Source organism: Duganella sp. Leaf126, from assembly GCF_001423125.1.
Lineage (GTDB): Bacteria > Pseudomonadota > Gammaproteobacteria > Burkholderiales > Burkholderiaceae_D > Rugamonas.
The window spans coordinates 69,317-87,516 of record NZ_LMNW01000032.1 but is presented as its reverse complement, the minus strand read 5'-3'; the positions used below and the strand labels follow the sequence as shown (position 1 = coordinate 87,516).

Sequence of the window (18,200 nt, the reverse complement as noted above, 5' to 3'; positions counted from 1 at the left end):
CCGCAATGCACCGCCGCCATGTGGTGGTGCGCGGCTGCGCGCACGGATCCATTTGCGGTGACCTGCGGGGCCGTCAATAAAGTCTGTTCCAGAAAAATAAAGTGTGGCGGCGAACGGGTCTCGCGGCCGACCGCCGCCGGGAACATCGCAGTGACGTAACGACTTTTTTCGCACGCCGGTACTGCCTGTCGACCGCCAGGAATGATGTTTATTTGGCTTTCAAATATGGCATGCCGTTTGCTATGAGAGGACTATGGGGACGCAAGTCACCCCAGGGATTTTTCAGCAGACTGGCGAGGAAAGCAGATGGATAGCAAAACAGTAAAACCGTTTACACCGTTTAAATCGTTTAGTTCATTTGGGTCGGCCGGGTCGGCTGCTTCTTCTGGCCCTTCCGGCCCGGGCGCAGCCGTCACCCGCAGGGATTTCCTGTACCGGGCGGCGGCGGTGGGCGGCACCGGCCTGTTGTTGACCACCATGAACGCCTGGGGCATGGGCATCAATTCCACCGTATCCGGGCCGCCGGCGCTGACCGGCAGCGGCAAGGGCAAGAAGGTCGTGATCCTCGGTGCCGGCCTGGCCGGCCTGACCGCGGCCTACGAACTCGGCAAGCTCGGTTACCAGTGCCAGATCCTCGAAGCGCGCGAGTTTGCCGGCGGCCGCTGCCAGAGTGCGCGCCGGGGCTTCGCCCTGACCGAGCTCGGAGGAGAGAAACAGACCTGCGCCTTCGACGCCGGCCATTACATCAACCACGGCCCGTGGCGCATCCCGCTGCACCACCAGTCCACGCTGCACTATACGCGCCTGTTCGAAGTGCCGCTCGAAGTGATGGTCAACGAGAACGACCACGCGTACGTGTATTCCGAAAACGCCGGACCGTTCTCGGGCAAGCGCATGCGCATCAAGGAGGTCAAGGCCGATATGCGCGGTCACGTCGACGAGCTGCTGGCCAAGTCGATCAAGAACGGGCAGCTGGACCAGACCCTGAGCGCCGACGACCGGCGCCTGCTGCTCGACTACCTGGTGCACGAGGGCCAGCTGTCGGCCGGCGATCTGACCTACCGTGGCCGCCCGGGTCGCGGTTACGCCGTCTATCCGGGCGCCGGCATGGAACCGGGACCGGGCAAACCGTCGGACCCGCTGGGCTTTCACGACCTGCTCGAATCTAAGCTGGGCAATGTGTACAGCGCAGTGCACGACTTCCCGATGCAGGCGACCATGTTCCAGCCGGTGGGCGGCATGGACGCGATCCCGAAGGCGTTCGAAAAGCGCCTGGGCAAGGTGATCCGCTACCGCGCCGAAGTGCAGACCATCCGCCAGAACGACCGGGGCGTGACCATCGCCTTCAAGGATACAGCCAGCGGCAAGGGCGGCACCGTCACGGCCGACTACTGCCTGTGCACGATACCGCTGTCGGTGCTGCGCCAGATCGACACCGATTTCTCGGACAGGTTCAAGCAGGCCGTGGCTACCGTGGCTTACGCCCCGGTGGGCAAGATCGGCCTGCAGATGAAGCGCCGCTTCTGGGAAGAGGACGAGCAGATATACGGCGGCCACGTGCTGACCGACCTGCGCGGGATTAACACGATCTCGCTGCCGTCGTCGAACTGGCAGAAGCAGAAGGGCGTGGTGCTCGGCTATTACCAGTACCAGACCGCCGCCATCGAGGTCAGCGCCCTGTCGCCGGCCGGACGCGCCGAATTCGCGCTCGCTGCCGGCGAAAAAATCTTCCCGCAGTACCGCAAGGAATACGAGAACGCCTTTTCCGTGGCCTGGCACCGGGTCCAGTACAACCTCGGTGGCTGGGCCGAATGGACCGACAAGACCCGCGCTGCTGCCTACCCGACGCTGGTGGAGGGCGAGGGCCGCATCATGCTGGCCGGCGAACACCTGAGCTATCTGACCGGCTGGCAGGCCGGCGCTATCGAATCGGCCTGGCAGCAGATCGCCCGCATCCACGCGAGGGCCAGCGCATGAAGCCCCTCTTCACCACTTCCCTGATGAGCGCTCTGGTGACCACGGCGCTGCTGGCCGCTGCCCCGGCCCTGGCCCAGGGCCCGGACGGCAAGGCGCTGTTCATGAAAAACTGCGCGGCCTGCCACCAGGCCAGCGGCAAGGGCATTCCGGGCGCGTTCCCGGCGCTGGCCGGCAGCAAGTTCGTCACCGGCGACCACGCTGCCGTGGCGGGCGTGCTGCTCAAGGGACGCGGCGGCATGCCCGACTTTTCCGAAACCATCGACGACCGCGACCTGGCCGCCATCCTCACCTATGTGCGCAGCGCCTGGGACAACCGGGCCGATGCACTGACCGAAGACGAGATCCGCCAGCTGCGCACCACGCTGGGCGTGGCGCAATACGGCGCCGCCGAGATGTCGAACAAACACTAACCACCGGAGAGAAAGATGAAGAATATCGCTGCCACCGTTCTGACCCCGATCGCCTTTGCGGCAGCCGGCCTGTGGTCCGGCGCCGTGCAGGCGGCCGTACCCGCCAAGCCCGCCGCGCCGGCCGCGGACATCGTGCGCCACAAGATTCCGAACTCGGATTTCCCGATCGCGCTGGCCGTCAGCATCCCGCCCACCGCCACCATTCACTTCATCAGCGGCCAGGTGCCGGCCGTGGTGGACAAGGCGGCTGCAGCCGATACGCCGGCCGCCTTTGGCGACACCAGGACCCAGACCGCGACGGTGCTCAAGAAAATCAAGGACATCCTCGAAGGCATGCAGCTGCAGATGTCGGACGTGGTCAAGATGCAGGTGTTCCTGGTCGGCGATCCCGCCAAGGGCGGCAAGGCCGACACCAAGGGCTTCATGGACGCTTATACCCAGTACTTCGGCGGCAGCCAGCCCAACCTGCCGGCGCGCGCCGTGGTGCAGGTAGCGGGCTTGAGCAACCCGGGCTGGCTGGTCGAAATCGAGGTGGTCGCGGCGAAAAAATAAGCACGGCTTCACGTCTTGCCTTTGTACTGTTCTATCTAAAAATGGGGATCTAAAACTATGCACAAGACCACGATGAAGGCTGGCGCTGCCGCCGTCCTGTCCGCCCTGGCCACGCTGGCCACGCTGGCACTCAGCGCTGCCAGCGCGCATGCGGCGCCGGCCGCTGCCGACAACGGCGCCGACGCCACCACTGCCACCGCAGCAGCAGCGGTGACGCCAACCGACGCCGCCGCCACGGCGACGGCGGCTGCCACCACGTCGGTGATCGTCACCGGCACCCGCGCCAGCGGCATGAAGGCCGAGAACAGCGCCTCGCCGATCCAGGTGCTCGACGCCGCCTCGCTGCAGCGCACCGGCCAGCCGGACCTGATCCAGGCGCTGGCGCAGAACCTGCCGTCGTTTACGGCCCAGGCCTTCGGCGGCGACACCGCCAACCTGACCCTGTCGGCGCGCCTGCGCGGCCTGTCCCCGAACAACACGCTGGTGCTCATCAACGGCAAGCGCCGCCACGGCACCGCCAACCTGGCCGTGCTGGGCGGACCGTACCAGGGCGGTGCAGCGGCCGACCTCAACTACATCCCGGTAGCCGCCATCGACCATATCGAGGTGCTGCAGGACGGCGCGGCCGCCCAGTACGGCTCCGACGCCATCGCCGGCGTGATCAACATCATCCTCAAGTCGAACAACCACGGCGGCAGCGCAACGGCCACCGGCGGCGGTTACGGCGACGGCGGCGGACGCTCGGCCAGCGGCGCCGTCAACTTCGGCGTGGAACCGTTCCCCGACGCCTTCCTCAACGTGACCCTCGATTCCAAGTACCACGGCCACAGCGACCGTGGCGGCATCGATCCGCGCGTGGTCGATCCCGGCAACATCGCCAAGATACCGGGCCTGACGCAACTGCCCGGCTACCCGTACCTGAACAAGATCCAGGGCGACGCCGCCTACCACCTGCACGTGCTGGCCGCGAATTTCGGCTGGGACCTCGACCCCAACAGCCAGCTGTATGCGATCCTGACCGCCGGCCGCAAGGAGGCGAGCGCCTACGAAAACTACCGTCTGCCGAACCGCGTGCCGGCCCTGTACCCGCAGGGCTTCTCGCCGAAGGAAGCGATCAAGCAGGACGACGTAGCGATGACCATCGGCGTGAAGGGCAGGATCGGCGACTGGCGCACCGAGATCAGCACCACCTATGGCCGCGACAAGTCGCGCATCGGCGTCGAGGATTCGGTCAACGCGTCGCTGTTTGCCGATACCGGCGCCTCGCCGACCGAGTTTTCGGCCGGCGCCTTCATCGCCACCCAGACCACCACCACGCTGGAAGCGAGCCGCGAAGTCGACGTCGGCTGGAGCAAGCCGCTCACCGTCGCCGGCGGCCTCGAATACCGCGTCGACCAGTACGAGATCGAGGCCGGCGATCCGGCCTCGCGCTACAAGGAAGGCTCGCAATCGTATCCCGGCTTTTCGCTGACCGACGCCGGCAAGCACCATCGCAGCAACAAGGCCGCCTACGTGGACATCGCCGGCAATCCGATCCCCGACCTGACGGTGGACCTGGCCGGCCGCTACGAGCACTTCAGCGACTTCGGCAGCGCGCGCGTGGGCAAGCTGACCTCGCGCTACGAGGTGTCGCCGATGGCGGCGGTGCGCGGCACCCTCAGCAACGGCTTCCGCGCGCCGACCCTGGCCGAATCGTACTACTCGGCCACCAACGTCGGCCCGGTCAGCGCCTTCGTGCAGCTGGCGCCCAATTCGCCGGGCGCGCGGCTGGTGGGCGTCAACGGCCTGAAAGCGGAAAAGTCGAGCAATATCAGCCTGGGCATGGTGCTCAACCCGGCCAGCAACCTGAATCTGACACTGGACCTGTACCAGATCAAGATCCGCGACCGCATCGTCGGCTCCGGCGCGCTGTACGGCTCGGGCGGTGCAGTCAATTCGCCGGCCGTGACGGCAGCCATCCTGGCCAACGGCAATGTGCTCGACAGCACCGTCAGCCAGACCGGCATCAACATCTTCTCGAACGCCGTCAACACGCGCAGCCGCGGCCTGGAATTCGTCGCCACCCTCAACGAGAGCTATGGCACCTACGGCCGCGTGGACTGGTCGGCCGCCGCCAACTACAACAAGGTGGAGGTAACCAAGATTAACCAGGCGCCCACCGAGCTGGTGCCGCAAACGCTGCTCGACAAGACCGCCATCTCCAACCTGGAGACGGCGTCGCCCAAGCTGCGCCTGAACCTGGGCGCGCTGTGGAAGATCGGTAACTGGACCGTCAACCTGCGCGAGGCGATCTACGGCAAGTCGAGCAATTACGACAGCGAAGACGGCGCCGTGTACCACAAGACCGAGATCAAGCCCCGCGTTATCACCGACCTCGAGGTGGGCTACCGGATCGATCGGGCCTGGTCGGTGGCGGTCGGCGCCAACAACCTGTTCAACCTGTATCCGAACGGCGTCAATCCCGCGCTGCTGGCCGACCAGCGCGCGGCGCTCGACAACGCCGCCGTCACGGTGCTGCCGTCGTTCTCGCCGTTCGGCATCAACGGCGGCTACTACTACGCGCGCGCCAGCTACAAGTTTTAACCCGGCACGACGGGTTGGTCGTTGGGGGGATTGGCCGTCCGCTGTCCGGGACGGCCTTTTTTTCGTGTAGCATGGCCGCTTCCCCACTGACGCCCACCCGGAGCCGACCCCTTCATGAGTCTGATCGCCACCACCGTGCTGGCCGCCGCCGTCACTGCCCCGATGTCGCTCGACGACTACCTGGCCATGACCGGTCCGGCGCCTACCGCGCACATCGCCTACGGCGCCGCGCCGTCCCAGTTCGCCGAGCTGTACGCACCGGCCGGACCGGGGCCGCACCCGGTGGCGGCCATCATCCACGGCGGCTGCTGGACCAAACAGTTCGGCGGCATCGTCCAGATGCGCAATATGGCTGGTGCGCTGGCCGCGCAGGGCGTGGCGGTATGGAATATCGAATACCGCCGCTACGACGAGGAGGGCGGCGGTTATCCAGGCATGTACCAGGACGTGGCCACGGCCATGGACCGCCTGCGCGCGCTGGCGCCGCAGTACCGGCTGGACCTGGCGCGACTGGTGCTGGTCGGGCATTCGGCCGGCGGCCATCTGGCGCAGTGGGCCGCGTCGCGCGCGCGCCTGCCCGGCGCCAGCCCGTTATATGTGGCCGACCCGCTGCCGGTGCCGGTGGTGATCAGCCTGGGCGGACTGGCCGACCTGCGCAACGAGGCGGCGCTGATCCAGACCAGCTGCGACCGCAGCACCGCGCAGCTGGCCGGCCTGCCCAGCGCGGCCCGGCCCGACGTGTATGCCGACACCTCGCCGGCCGAGCTGCTGCCGGCCGGCGTGCGCACGGTGCTGATCCACGGCGAGCGCGACACCATTGCGCCGCCGCGCGTGGGCCAGGACTACGCGCGCCGCGCGCGGGCCGCCGGCGATGCCGCCGACGTCGTGGTGCTGCCGGGCGCCAGCCACTACGACGAAGTCTCGGCCACCTCCAACGCCTGGCGCATCGTCGGCGCGCAGATCCGCCAGGCGCTGGGGATGCCGGCCAAGTAGGACGCTGAGCAGTACTGAGGGAACTGTCATCGTTGCCGCTGCTGCTGCCGACGCTGCCGCTGTTGCTGCCGCCGCTGCCGCTGCCGCTGCTGCCACTGCTACCGCTGCCGCCACTGCCGCGACTGCTACCGCTGCTACCCCAGCAGTCCTGACGGTTGCGGTGGGCGCGGTGGCGGCGGCGGGACCAACAGTGTCGGGCCGGTCAGCGTTTTGCGGGAAGGCCGGCCGATGGGTCGGCCGGGTATTTCGCCGCATTGAGCGCCATCTTTTCCAGCGCTGCGGCGTGCAGGTCCACGCCGGTCCGGTCGGCCAGCTGCACCAGGTAGAGCAGCACGTCGGCCAGCTCGTGGCGGATGCCGAGGCGGGCGTCGTCATCGAGTTCGGCGTCGGCGCCGGTGGGCAGCCACTGGAAATGTTCGACCAGTTCGGCCACTTCCACCGACAGGGCCATGGCCAGGTTTTTCGGCGTGTGGAACGGCGCCCAGTTGCGCTCGCGGGCGAACTGGCGGGTGAGGGTGCGCAGGTGCGCCAGGCTGTCGGGGGTCGGGTTCATGGCCGCCATGGTAGCACCGGCGCCGGCCGCGCGAAAATGCAGTTCAGTCCCCGAATCCGACCGTCCGTCGCATGGCGTCCTGGCGCGCCCGGTGTTGCCGCTACAGTGGCCCTATCGACATCATCACTGACAGGAATTTTGCCATGCGCCGTTTCGCCCTTACTTCTTCCGCCCTGGTTCCGCTGTTCGCACTGATCGCCGGCTGCGCCGTGATCGTGGTGCCGGAAGACGGCAACGCCCAGATCAAGTCGGCCTTCGGCGGCGATGCGGTCAGGGGCAACGGCCAGGTAGTGACCGAGCAGCGCGCCGTGGGCGCCGGCGTGGACGGCGTCGACATCAACGGCTCGCTGATCGTGACGGTGCGGGTGGGACCGGCGCCGTCGCTGACGGTGGAGGGCGACAGCAACCTGCTGCCGCTGCTGCGCACCGACGCCAGCAGCGGCACCTTGCGCGTGCGTACCGAGGGCAGCATCTATACGACCTCGCCGCTGCGCGTGACGCTGACCGTGCCGCGCCTGCGCCAGGCCGAGGCCAGCGGTTCCGGGCGGCTGCTGGTGAGCGGCCTCGATGGCGGCGACTTCGACCTGCGCCTGAACGGCTCGCGCGAGGCCGAGATCGCAGGCCGCGTGGGCCGCTTCGATGTCCGTCTCAACGGGTCGGGCAGCATGAACGCCAGCGGCCTAGCCAGCACCGCCATCGACGCCACCCTGAACGGCTCCGGGCGGCTGCAGCTGGGCCGCCTGCAGGGGCAGTCGCTGACGCTCGATCAGCGCGGGTCGGGCAGCGCCAGCGCCAGCGGCAGTGTCGAACGGCTGCGGGTTCGCCTCAGCGGTTCGGGCAGCGCCGACCTGGCCGGTCTCGCCAGCCGCGACGCCGACATCGCCACCAACGGGTCGGGCAGCGTGACCGCGATGGCCAGCGGGTCGCTGGTAGCCGGCAGCAATGGCTCGGGCAGCATCACCGTGTACGGCAACCCGGCCCAGCGCAGCGTCAGCGGCAAGCGCATCACGCTGGTGCAGTGAGTCAGTCGCCGGCGCTGACGCTGCCGATGCCCGACGCCGACTTGTTGACCGTCTTCGGTTTGCCGTAGTACGTCAGCGACCCCATGCCCTTGGCCACGGCGTTGACGGTGTCGCTGGCGTACACCTTCACATCGCCGACCCCGCTGAAGTTGACGTCCACGCGCTCGGCGTGCAGACCTTTGGTGTCGACTTCCCCCACGCCCCTGGCGTTCAGGCGCAGGTACTGCACCTTGCCGCTGGCGGTCAGCCGGCCGGCGCCCTGGTAGCCGATATCGAGGCGGTCGCTGGCCACGCCGGTGATGATGGTCTCGCCGGCGCCTTCCACCTTGACGCGGCTGAGCGACGGCAGCGTGATGGTGACGTGGGCGTTGCTGCTGCCGCTGCGCGGCAGCTTGCCGCTGACCGTAATTTCCAGTTCGTTGTCCACCACGCGCGTTTCCAGCGCATTCACGAAGGCGTCGTCGCCGCTGACCCTGACCGATTGCGCCTTGCCCGCTTCCACCGTCATGGCAAACGCGCCGCGCGCGTTGACCGCGATGAAGGGCGCCACCTGGCGCGTCGCGTCGGCAGCGTGCACGGTCCAGGGCAGGGGCAGGGTGGCGGTGAACAGGGTGGCAAGCAGGATGCGGCGCATGGTTTCCTCGATCGAAGTGCAGGTTTTTCCGTCGCGACGATTTTACTGGCACGCCATGGCGGCAGCGAAGAATCGTTGCGAAATACCTAATTTGTTGCAGCCCGGCTACGCAAGCAGGGGCGGCGCCGCAAAAACACTGGCAAAACTACCGATTTACTTTACAAATGAAAAAATCAATAATGGCAGACAGTTTTTTAACGCAGAGGTAGCCATGTCAGCCATTCCTTCCAGCATTTCCAGCCCGCCGCCCGCCGCGCCATCGCGCATCGGCACCGTGTTCCGTGTCGTCAGCGGCAATTTCATGGAGATGTTCGACTTCTTCCTGTTCGGCTTTTATGCCAACGCCATCGCCGCTGCCTTCTTCCCGGCCACCGACGAAGTGGCATCGCTGATGATGACCTTCATGACCTTCGGCGCCGGCTTCCTGATGCGGCCATTGGGCGCCATCATCCTCGGCGCCTATGTCGACCGCGTGGGCCGCCGCAAGGGGCTGATCGTGACGCTGGCGCTGATGGCGGCCGGTACCCTGCTGATCGCCTGCGTGCCCGGCTACGCCACCATCGGCTACGCTGCGCCGCTGCTGGTGCTGACCGGCCGGCTGCTGCAGGGCTTCTCGGCCGGCGTGGAACTGGGCGGCGTGTCGGTCTACCTGTCCGAAATGGCGCCGCCGGGCCGCAAGGGCTTTTATGTGAGCTGGCAGTCGGCCAGCCAGCAGGTGGCCATCGTTGCCGCTGCCGCACTGGGCTTCGGCCTGAATCAGCTGCTCGCTCCCGCCCAGGTGAGCGAGTGGGGCTGGCGTCTGCCGTTCTTCGTCGGCTGCCTGATCGTGCCGGTGCTGTTCGTGATCCGCCGTTCGCTGCAGGAGACCGAGGAGTTCAAGGCCCGCAAGCACCGCCCCGAACTGCGCGAGATCTTCCGCTCGATGGCGGCCAACTGGGGCCTGATCGTCGCCGGCATGATGCTGGTGTCGATGACCACCGTGTCGTTCTACCTGATTACCGTGTACACGCCCACGTTCGGCAAGTCGGTGCTGCATTTGACCACCAGCGCCGCGCTCCTGGTGACGCTGTGCGTGGGGGTGTCGAACTTCATCTGGCTGCCGGTGATGGGCGCGCTGTCGGACCGCGTGGGCCGCCGGCCGCTGCTGGCCGGCTGCACGGTGCTGGCCATCCTGACCGCCTGGCCGGCGCTGCACTGGCTGGTGCAGGCCCCGAGCTTTACCCGCATGCTGGAAGTGGAACTGTGGCTGTCGTTCCTGTACGCCAGCTATAACGGCGCAATGGTGGTGGCGCTGACCGAAGTGATGCCGGTGGAAGTGCGCACCGTGGGCTTCTCGCTGGCCTACAGCCTGGCCACCGCCGTCTTCGGCGGCTTCACGCCGGCCGTGGCCACCGGCCTGATCGAGGCCACCGGCGACAAGAGTGCGCCCGGCTGGTGGCTCACGTTTGCCGCCGTCTGCGGCCTGCTGGCAACGCTGTTCCTGTACCGCCGCCGCAGCGCTGCGCAAGGCACTGCACAACCGTAAGGTGGTGACAGGCCGGCCGGACGCAGCGTCAAAGCCCGGCCCCGCTACCGGGCGTCACAACCCCAGCCGCAAGGCCAGCCGTTCCAGGTCGATCGCCTCGATCAGGAGCTTGCCGCCGTTGGCCGTGATCAGGCTCGGCGCCAGCGCCTGGCTGCCTGCGCCAATCGGCGAGGCGGTCAGCGCGCTGTCGGCGAACTGCTGCACCGAGTGCAGGTCATCGACCAGCAGGCCGATGGTGCCGGCGCCGCTGCCCCCGCTGCGCAAGTTTACCAGCATCACCTGGCTGTTGTCGGTGATGGTGGCGGCGCTGCCGGTGGCCAGCAGCGCCAGGTCGAATACCCACACGAACTGCTTGCTGCCGCCGCCCGGCGCCACGTCGAGCATGCCCACGCGGGCCGGGTAGTTGCCCGCCGCCCGCTGCACGCGGGCGAACGGCACCGCTTCCTGCACCGCGCGCGCTGCGAGCGCCATCAGTGCGCGGCCGGCGTGGAAAATGGCGTAGTCGGCGCCGCCGCTCGCCACCGCCTCGGCCTGTTCCACCGGCGCCCCTTGCGCGCTCAGCGCCGCCAGTTCGCGCCGGTCGCGCACCGGTCCGAACGATTCCAGCAGCAGCGCCAGTACCGGCTGCTCCACCCCCGCACCGCGCCGGAATTCGCGGTAGCCGGATGCGCGCGAGCAGGCCGCAATCACGTACTGGCCGTCATACTCCATGATCTGCGAACCGCTGCCCCGCCCGCAGCGGTCGACTGCCGCCAGCAGCGTGGCCAGTTGCGCGGCCGGCAGCGCCAGCGTGGCGCCGGGCGGGTGGGCGGCGTCGGTGCTGGCCAGCACCTGCCGCTCGGGCGTGATGAAATAGGCGTGCATATTGCGCCGTCCCGCCACGCCGCTGTGCAGCATGTTGGCCAGCTCCGGGCCTGCATCGAACACCACGCCGATGCCGCCCACCACGGTGGATGGCTGCCCCGGGTGGCGGATGGCGGCGTGATAGATGAAGGTCGGCGCATCGCCGTACAGGGGCGATGGCGCAAACGGCTCGACATGGTGATCGAGGTCGCTGCGCAGCGCGCAGACGCGGCCCAGCGTGGCCGCATCGACCTGGCTGCGCGGCAGCGGCTGCGTACCGGTGGCAGCGACGATACGGCCCTGGCGGTCGTACAAGAACAGCCGCGCATACACGGTGTACAGGCGGTTGATCTGGGCCAGCACGGCGCCGATCGCCGCTTCCTGGCCGGGGCCCGGCTGCGCCAGGCCGCTGCGCAGCTGGGCGGTGAGCGCCCACCAGCGGCAGTCGTTGGCACGCTCGTAGAGGTTGCGGTCCAGCATGTCCACCAGCAGTTGCGCGGTCAGCTCGGCCTGGCCGATGCTGGCGGCCAGCACGGTCTGGTACAGGTCGCGGATCGAGCGCGAGAACAGCGCATCGCTGCGCGCGCCGGTGCCGGTAATCTGGTCGAGGATGGTGTTGAGGCGGTTGCGGCCCGCTCCCGCCCCCGTATTGACGTCGTCATCGGCGCCGCTGCGGCTGGTGATCTTGCCGTTCCAGACGATGCGTCCGATGGTGCGCGTGGTGCGGGTGACGGCCGTCATCAGCGCATGCAGGGGCGGGCTGAAGGCCTGCGCGTGCGAGAGCAGACCCTGCACCAGGTCCGCATCGATGCCGTCCATGGCGTCGGCGCCGCTGTCGCGAAAGGCCAGGTCGAGCGGCACCATCAGCTGCGCCTTCCAGCCGGCGGGCCCCGGATAGCCCTGGTAGTCGGTGCAGCCGAACGTCTGCACCAGGTATTCGCGGCCGCCGAACAGCAGCGGGCGGGCGGCGCCGCCGGCATTGACCGGCACCCGCACGCCGGGCGGGATCCACAGCGGGTCGGCGCTGCTGACCACGCGGTTGTCGGCGTCGAGCAGCAGCATGTTGGCGCGGTGCGACGGATCGCGGTAGGCGGCAAAGATGGCGTCCATCTCGTGCTCGAAATTGAAGCACAGGCACAGCACGCCGACCGTCTCGCCGCTGCGCGAGTCGCGCATGCGGTGCGAGTACACGAGCGCGCGCGATGTGCCGGGCCGCAGGTCGGTGGCGCGGAAGGTTTCCACGTAGCCGTCGGCGGCCAGGGTGGCGGCCAGCAGCGGATCGGCGCTGCGCAGCACCGGCGTGCCCATGTCGGCCTGCACCAGCACCCGGCCGGCGGTATCGAGCAGCACGATATCGTCGTACACGGTGTACTTGTCGCGGTAGGCGGCCAGGCGCCGGCGCGCCGCGTCCAGCGCGGCGCCGGCATGGTCGCTGCCGGCAACGAAGGCGCACAGGTCGGCATCGGTGGCCAGGAAGCCGACATCGGCGGTGCGCTCGAACAGGTTGCGCACCAGGATGTCGATCGCATACCGGGCCTGGGTGCCGAGCCTGGTCAGCACCTGCTTGACTTTTTCCTGCACCAGGTTGGTGATCAGCGACTGTTCCAGCTGCGCGAAGCCGGTGCGGGTGGTCACCATGGCAGGCAGCAGCAGGCGCGCCTCGGCCGGGCAGTTCATCCTGGCCGACGATTCGATCAGCTGCCACATCTGGTTCAGTTCGCGCAGCGACAGCTCGCAGCGCGCGACGTCCGGCATGTAGGGTAAAAACATGTCCGAACGCGGTAGGGGATGTGCGTTCATTACTCGTGGTCGATCACAAAAAGTATGTTTAGTGCAATTTATGTGCCAGCCCGGCAATGTGCGGGTGCGCGAAAAAAAACGCCAGCCGGCGCAGGGCACCGGTGGCGTTCTGGGATACGGCTGACGTCGGTCGTGTTACTTGGCGCTCAGGCAGGCTTTCATGAAGACCTTGCGCTCGTCGCCTTTTTTGCCGACCGCGTCGTTATTGCATTTTTTCATCTTGTTTTGCTGGCTCAGCGGAATCTCGGGTTCCGCCGCGGCTGCTGGCGCCGCGGGCTTGGCGCTCAGGCATTGCTTCATGAATGCCTTGCGCTCCTCGCCCTTCTTGCCCGTGGCTTCGGCGTTACAGGTTTTCATCTTGGTTTGCTGGGCGGTGGGCTCGGCGGCAAACGCCGCGCCGCTCAACGCCAGCAGCATGCCGGCAACTAACAGCTTTTTCATGAGTGACCTCGCATTGATAGGATGGCGCGACAGAAAATGTGTCGCCAAATCACTATACGCCGGTTGGCCACGCGGGGAACAGCTTTATTTTGCCAGCAGTTTCAGCAGCGCCTCGGCCGCCGCTTCCGACGAGGCCGGGTTCTGGCCGGTCACCAGGATGCCGTCGGTGATCGCGTACGATTGCCAGTCGCCCACTTTCGAGTAGTTGCCGCCGTTTTGCTTGAGCATGTCTTCCACCAGGAACGGCACGATCTTGGTCAGGCCGACCGCTTCTTCCTCGGTGTTGGTGAAGCCGGTGACCTTCTTGCCCTTGACCAGCGGCGTGCCGTCGGCTGCTTTCACGTGGCGCAACACGCCCGGCGCGTGGCACACGGTGGCGACCGGCTTGCCGGCAGCGATCATGGTTTCGATCAGCTGGATCGAATCGCGGTTCTCGGCCAGGTCCCACAGCGGGCCGTGGCCGCCCGGGTAGAACACGGCGTCGAAGTCCTGCGCCTTGACGTCGGCGAGCTTGCCGGTATTGGCCAGCACGGCTTGCGCTTCCGGGTCGGCCTTGAAACGCTTGGTCGCTTCGGTCTGGGCATCGGCTTCGTCGCTTTTCGGATCGAGCGGCGGCTGGCCGCCAGCCGGCGACACCACGGTCAGCTTGGCGCCGGCGTTTTTCAGCGTGTAATACGGCGCGGCGAATTCTTCGAGCCAGAAGCCGGTTTTCTTGCCGGTGTCGCCCAGTTGGTCGTGCGAGGTCAGTACCATCAGTATGTTCATAGCGTGTCCTTGTCGGTCGTCAGTTGAGGTGGTGGATCAGAGTGCTGCCTGTAAAATTTTGCGGCTGCGCGCCAGGTCGATATCGCCATGCTCGCCCAGCGCCGTCATGCCGTGCGCCTGCAATTGCTTGAGGACGGCTTCCACGGCCTCGTCGCCGAGCTGGTAGGCGGCCAGGCGGGTCGGAATACCGAGCCCCTCGAAGAAGGCGCGGGTGCGGGCGATGGCCGCGTCGATGCGCTGCTCGTCGCTGCCGTCGGTGATGCCCCACACGCGTTCGGCAAACTGTAGCAGCTTGCCGCGTTTTTGCTCGCGCTGTACGTCGAGCAGAGCCGGCAACACCAGCGCCAGCGTGCGGGCGTGGTCGATGTCGTACAGTGCCGTCAGTTCGTGGCCGATCATGTGGGTGGCCCAGTCCTGCGGCACGCCTGCGCCGATCAGGCCGTTCAAGGCCAGGGTCGCGGTCCACACCAGGTTGGCGCGCGTGTCGTAGTCGTTGGGCGTGGCCACGGCCTGCGGCGCGATCTCCACCAGCGTTTGCAGCAAGCCTTCGGCAAAGCGGTCCTGCACGCGGGCATCGACCGGGTAGGTCAGGTACTGCTCGGTGGTGTGGACGAAGGCATCGACCAGGCCGTTGGCGATCTGCCTGGTGGGCAGGGTATAGGTCTTGCGCGGATCGAGAATCGAGAACGCCGGGAACAGCAGGGCGTGGCGGAACGCCAGCTTGGACTGGGTGGCCTTGTGCGTGACCACGCCGCCGTTGTTCATTTCGGACCCGGTGGCCGGCAGCGTCAACACCGTGCCGAACGGCAGGGCGCGCACGACATTGGCGCCGCCCTGCCGGGCGATGTCCCACGGCTCGCCGTCGTACAGCGCGGCCGCCGCGACGAACTTGGTGCCGTCGATCACGGAACCGCCGCCCACGGCCAGCAGGAAGTCGATCTGTTCTTCGCGCACCAGCTGCACGGCGCGCATCAGCGTTTCGTAGCTGGGATTGGGTTCGATGCCGCCGAACTCGCGCACCGTGCGCTCGCCGAGCGCGGCGCGCACTTCGGCCAGGGTGCCGGTTTTCTCGGCGCTGGCGCCGCCGAACAGGACCAGTACCCGGGCGTCGTGCTGTACCAGGGTGGCAAGCTTGCCGACGGTGTCGGCGCCGAACACGATGCGGGTCGGGTTATGGAAGTCGAAATTGTTCATTGTTGCTCCTTATTATTAGACTGGTCGTCTAGAATCGGTGTCAAAAAAAAACGCCGGCGGTTTATCCGCGTGCCCGATAGGCAGACGGCGCCAGCTGCAGCAGTGCGAGCGTGGTGCGCCAGGCCGAATGCAGGGCGCTCGGTTCGCGCCGCAGCTTGGTCAGCAGGGCAGCGCCCAGCCACAGCTGGTACAGCGTTTGCGCCAGGTCGGCCGGATCCGGCACGGCCGGCAGCGAACCGTCGGCCACCCCGCGGTCGAGGGCGGCGGCTAGGCGGGCGATGATCTGGTCGGTACCGTCGCGCAGGGCCACGCGCATCGGCTCCGACATATCGGCCACCTCGCTGCTGAGCTTGACCACGAGGCAGCGGACATTACAGCTGTCCGCCTCGCCAGTGGCCTCGCCCATGTCGCTGAACCAGCTGTCCCAGTAAGCCATCAGGCACGACGCCACCGGTTTGCCCGGCTGCACCAGCAAGCCATCCATGTGCACCAGGTACTGCGCCACGTAGTCGGCCAGCAAGGCCTCGCCATACAATTCCTTCGACTTGAAGTAATGGTAGAACGACCCCTTGGGCACGGCCGCCGCCGTCAAAATCTCGTTCAGGCCCACGCCGGCAAAACCCTTGCGCGTGATGATGGCCTTCCCCTGATCGAGAATGTGCTGGCGAACGTCGGTGTAGTCAGCTTTCATGGCCACCATCATAGCATGATTAGACCAGTCGTCTAGTTCTGTAGGCTCACTTCATCGCGTCGGTCAGGCCGGGCGCGAATTCGGCGCCGTATTTGACCTCGGCGGTGGAAGCCTTGATGGTGCCGCCGATCGGTTCGGCGCGGCCGCCCAGGCATTTACCGAGGAAGTTTTCGGTCACCGCGTTGAAGGCGATGTTGTTGACCGGGCGCGCGAAGCCGTGGCCTTCGTCGGGGAATTCGACGTAGGTGACCGGGATATTCCTGGCCTTCATCGCGTCCACGATCTGCACCGATTCGCGCACGTTGACGCGCGGGTCGTTGGCGCCCTGGCCGATCAGGAGCGGGCGTTCGATGTCGGCGGCGAAGTTGAGCGGCGAGCGTTCCTTGAGCAGGGCGCGGCCTTCTTCGGTGGTCGGGTCGCCCATGCGCTTGTAGAACTGCTGCTTGCCCGCCTCCCAGTACGGCGGGATCGTCTGCAGCAGCGTGAACAGGTTCGACGGACCGACGATGTCGACGCCGCAGGCAAATACCTTGGGCGTGAAGGCCAGGCCGGCCAGCGTGGCGTAACCGCCGTAGGAGCCGCCCATGATGGCGACCTTGTCGCGCGTGGTGACGCCGTTCTTGACGGCCCAGTCCACCGCGTCGAGCAGGTCGTCGTGCATCTTGCGGCCCCATTGCAGGTCGGCTGCCGAGATGAAGTTCTTGCCGAAGCCGGTCGAGCCGCGGTAGTTCACCGACAGCACCGCGTAGCCGCGATTGGCCAGCCACTGGTGGTAGCTGTTGTAGCCGTAGCGGTCGCGCGCCCACGGGCCGCCGTGCACCATCAGCACCAGCGGCACCGGCTTGCCGGCACGGCCCGTGCCCGCCGGATCGACCGACTTGGGCAGGGTCAGGTACGACACCAGCGTCAGGCCGTCGCGCGCCTTGATTTCCTGCGGATGCATGGCAGCGAGCGGCGCGCCGTCGAGTTCCGGCCGGCTCACGTACAGCTGGCTGAGCTTTTTGGCCTTGCGGTCGTACAGCCAGGTGGACGAAGGCGCCGTGACCGGATCGACGGTGACCAGCCACTTGTCGTCGGCCTCGTTGCGCGAGCTGAGGAAGAACTGGCCCTTGATGTGCTGCTTCAGGTAGGCCAGGTCGGCCTTGAGTTCGTTCGTGAGCGGCACGTATTCCTGCTTCAGATAATCGACGCCGTAGGCCAGCACGCGGCCGCTGCGCTTGTCGAGCAGGGCGTTGGAGATATCGGCGCGCGGGTCTTCGGCCACCACGGTGGTCTTGCCGCTGGCCACATCCTGCGCCAGCAGCGCCGAGGTGTTGCGGTTGCGCGAGTCGGTCCAGTACAGGGTCTTGCCATCGGTGGTGAACCCGAGCGGCGCGGTGGTCTGGGAATCGTCGAGCCCGACCTCGGTCACCGGGGCGGTCTCGATCTTGCCGTTGACGATGCGGTAGTAGCTGGCGCCGCCGTCGGGACGCGCCTTCATCGCCAGGCGCAAGGTGAGCTGTTCGTCTGCCACGAAGCCGCCGTAGCCGTCGTTCTGCTGCACCAGCGTCAGCTTGCCGGTCTTGAGGTCGAGGCTGTGCACGTCGTGCCACTTCGGATCGCGGTTGTTGACGCCGATGAGGATGCGGTCCTTGATCTTGTCGCTGATGTTGACGATCTGCACCCGGGTCTTCTCGAACGGCGTGTAATTGGTCTGCTTGCCGGACACCACATCGACGCCGTACAGCAGGAAGTTTTCATCGCCGCCCTTGTCCTGGATGTAGAGCACGGTGCGCGAGTCGGGCGCCCAGAAGCTGCCGCGGATCGGCCGCGACTTTTCGTCGGTGAGCGGCTTGGCGCGACGGAGGTCGCTGCTCGGCGCCACCCACACATTGAGCACGCCGTCGCGCGGTGCGATCCACGACAGCCACTTGCCGTCCGGGCTGATGTTGGCGCCGGACTTGCTGGCGTTGCCGAAGATCTTGGCGCGCTCGATCAGCGGTACCTCGGCCGCCGGCGCCGCGCTCGCCGCCGGTGCGGCAGCATCTTGGGCATGGGCGGGCAGGGCGCCGCCCAGCAGCAGTGACAACAGCGGGAAAGACAGGTGCAGGACGTTGCGGTTCATGTATACCTCGTCGAAGTGGCGGAATGATCAAGCATGGCAATTTGCACACGCACAGCTATGGTAGCGGCAGTTGCCGCGGTTGCGGCCACCATGCGACAGACCGTCGTCGGCGC

At 67.0% G+C, this 18,200-nt stretch carries 15 protein-coding genes; 7 read left to right on the top strand and 8 right to left on the bottom strand.

All coding sequences use genetic code 11. From position 1 onward, the window contains the following. Positions 1-306: 306 nt before the first annotated feature. The 5 genes from ASF61_RS17195 to ASF61_RS17175 all read left to right on the top strand — a co-directional run bounded on the left by ASF61_RS17195 (position 307) and on the right by ASF61_RS17175 (position 6,515). Positions 307-1,977 (top strand): flavin monoamine oxidase family protein, encoded by a 1,671-nt coding sequence (locus ASF61_RS17195; RefSeq protein WP_082491778.1) that lies wholly within the window; start codon positions 307-309, stop codon positions 1,975-1,977. Next, complete coding sequence (locus tag ASF61_RS17190) at positions 1,974-2,387, top strand: cytochrome c (protein ID WP_056158472.1); 414 nt, start codon at positions 1,974-1,976, stop codon at positions 2,385-2,387. The genes ASF61_RS17195 and ASF61_RS17190 overlap by 4 nt, the downstream gene beginning before the upstream one ends. 15 nt (positions 2,388-2,402) lie before the next feature. Beyond that, positions 2,403-2,939, top strand: a complete 537-nt coding sequence (locus ASF61_RS17185; protein WP_082491777.1) for a RidA family protein — start codon at positions 2,403-2,405, stop codon at positions 2,937-2,939. Between the two features lie 57 nt (positions 2,940-2,996). Then, entirely contained in the window at positions 2,997-5,522 is a 2,526-nt protein-coding gene (locus ASF61_RS17180; protein WP_056158469.1) for a TonB-dependent siderophore receptor, read from the top strand. Positions 5,523-5,636: 114 nt separating this feature from the next. After that, complete coding sequence (locus ASF61_RS17175) at positions 5,637-6,515, top strand: S9 family peptidase (protein WP_056158466.1); 879 nt, start codon at positions 5,637-5,639, stop codon at positions 6,513-6,515. A gap of 202 nt (positions 6,516-6,717) precedes the next feature. Here the strand turns inward: ASF61_RS17175 and ASF61_RS17170 are convergent, their stop codons facing one another. Beyond that, a complete protein-coding gene (locus tag ASF61_RS17170) occupies positions 6,718-7,068 on the bottom strand; it encodes a nucleotide pyrophosphohydrolase (protein WP_373994557.1) in 351 nt (116 codons plus the stop codon). Between the two features lie 143 nt (positions 7,069-7,211). Here ASF61_RS17170 and ASF61_RS17165 point away from each other — a divergent pair, with 143 nt between their 5' ends. Then, positions 7,212-8,090 (top strand): head GIN domain-containing protein, encoded by an 879-nt coding sequence (locus tag ASF61_RS17165; RefSeq protein ID WP_056158463.1) that lies wholly within the window; start codon positions 7,212-7,214, stop codon positions 8,088-8,090. Between the two features lies 1 nt (position 8,091). On the opposite strand, the gene ASF61_RS17160 is transcribed toward ASF61_RS17165, so the two are convergent. Beyond that, positions 8,092-8,724, bottom strand: a complete 633-nt coding sequence (locus ASF61_RS17160) for a head GIN domain-containing protein (RefSeq protein ID WP_056158461.1) — start codon at positions 8,722-8,724, stop codon at positions 8,092-8,094. Positions 8,725-8,935: 211 nt separating this feature from the next. On the opposite strand from ASF61_RS17160, the gene ASF61_RS17155 reads away from it, so the two are divergent. Continuing rightward, positions 8,936-10,249: an MFS transporter gene (locus ASF61_RS17155; RefSeq protein WP_056158458.1), complete on the top strand. Its 1,314-nt coding sequence runs from the start codon at positions 8,936-8,938 to the stop codon at positions 10,247-10,249. Between the two features lie 54 nt (positions 10,250-10,303). Here the strand turns inward: ASF61_RS17155 and ASF61_RS17150 are convergent, their stop codons facing one another. From ASF61_RS17150 to ASF61_RS17125, 6 genes are all read right to left on the bottom strand, one after another. Next, positions 10,304-12,862, bottom strand: coding sequence for a chemotaxis protein CheW (locus ASF61_RS17150; RefSeq protein WP_056158455.1), 2,559 nt, complete (start codon positions 12,860-12,862; stop codon positions 10,304-10,306). 165 nt (positions 12,863-13,027) lie between these two features. Then, positions 13,028-13,351 carry a PsiF family protein gene (locus ASF61_RS17145; protein WP_162242010.1) on the bottom strand — a complete coding sequence of 108 codons (324 nt, stop codon included), beginning with the start codon at positions 13,349-13,351 and terminating at the stop codon, positions 13,028-13,030. 66 nt (positions 13,352-13,417) lie between these two features. Further along, positions 13,418-14,098: a type 1 glutamine amidotransferase domain-containing protein gene (locus tag ASF61_RS17140; protein WP_056158449.1), complete on the bottom strand. Its 681-nt coding sequence runs from the start codon at positions 14,096-14,098 to the stop codon at positions 13,418-13,420. A gap of 36 nt (positions 14,099-14,134) precedes the next feature. Continuing rightward, positions 14,135-15,292, bottom strand: coding sequence for an iron-containing alcohol dehydrogenase (locus ASF61_RS17135; protein ID WP_056158445.1), 1,158 nt, complete (start codon positions 15,290-15,292; stop codon positions 14,135-14,137). A 61-nt stretch (positions 15,293-15,353) separates the two neighbouring features. Beyond that, on the bottom strand, positions 15,354-15,983 hold the full coding sequence (locus tag ASF61_RS17130) for a TetR/AcrR family transcriptional regulator (protein WP_056158956.1): 630 nt from the start codon (positions 15,981-15,983) through the stop codon (positions 15,354-15,356). A 46-nt stretch (positions 15,984-16,029) separates the two neighbouring features. Beyond that, positions 16,030-18,087: a S9 family peptidase gene (locus ASF61_RS17125; RefSeq protein ID WP_056158442.1), complete on the bottom strand. Its 2,058-nt coding sequence runs from the start codon at positions 18,085-18,087 to the stop codon at positions 16,030-16,032. Between the last annotated feature and the right edge of the window lie 113 nt (positions 18,088-18,200).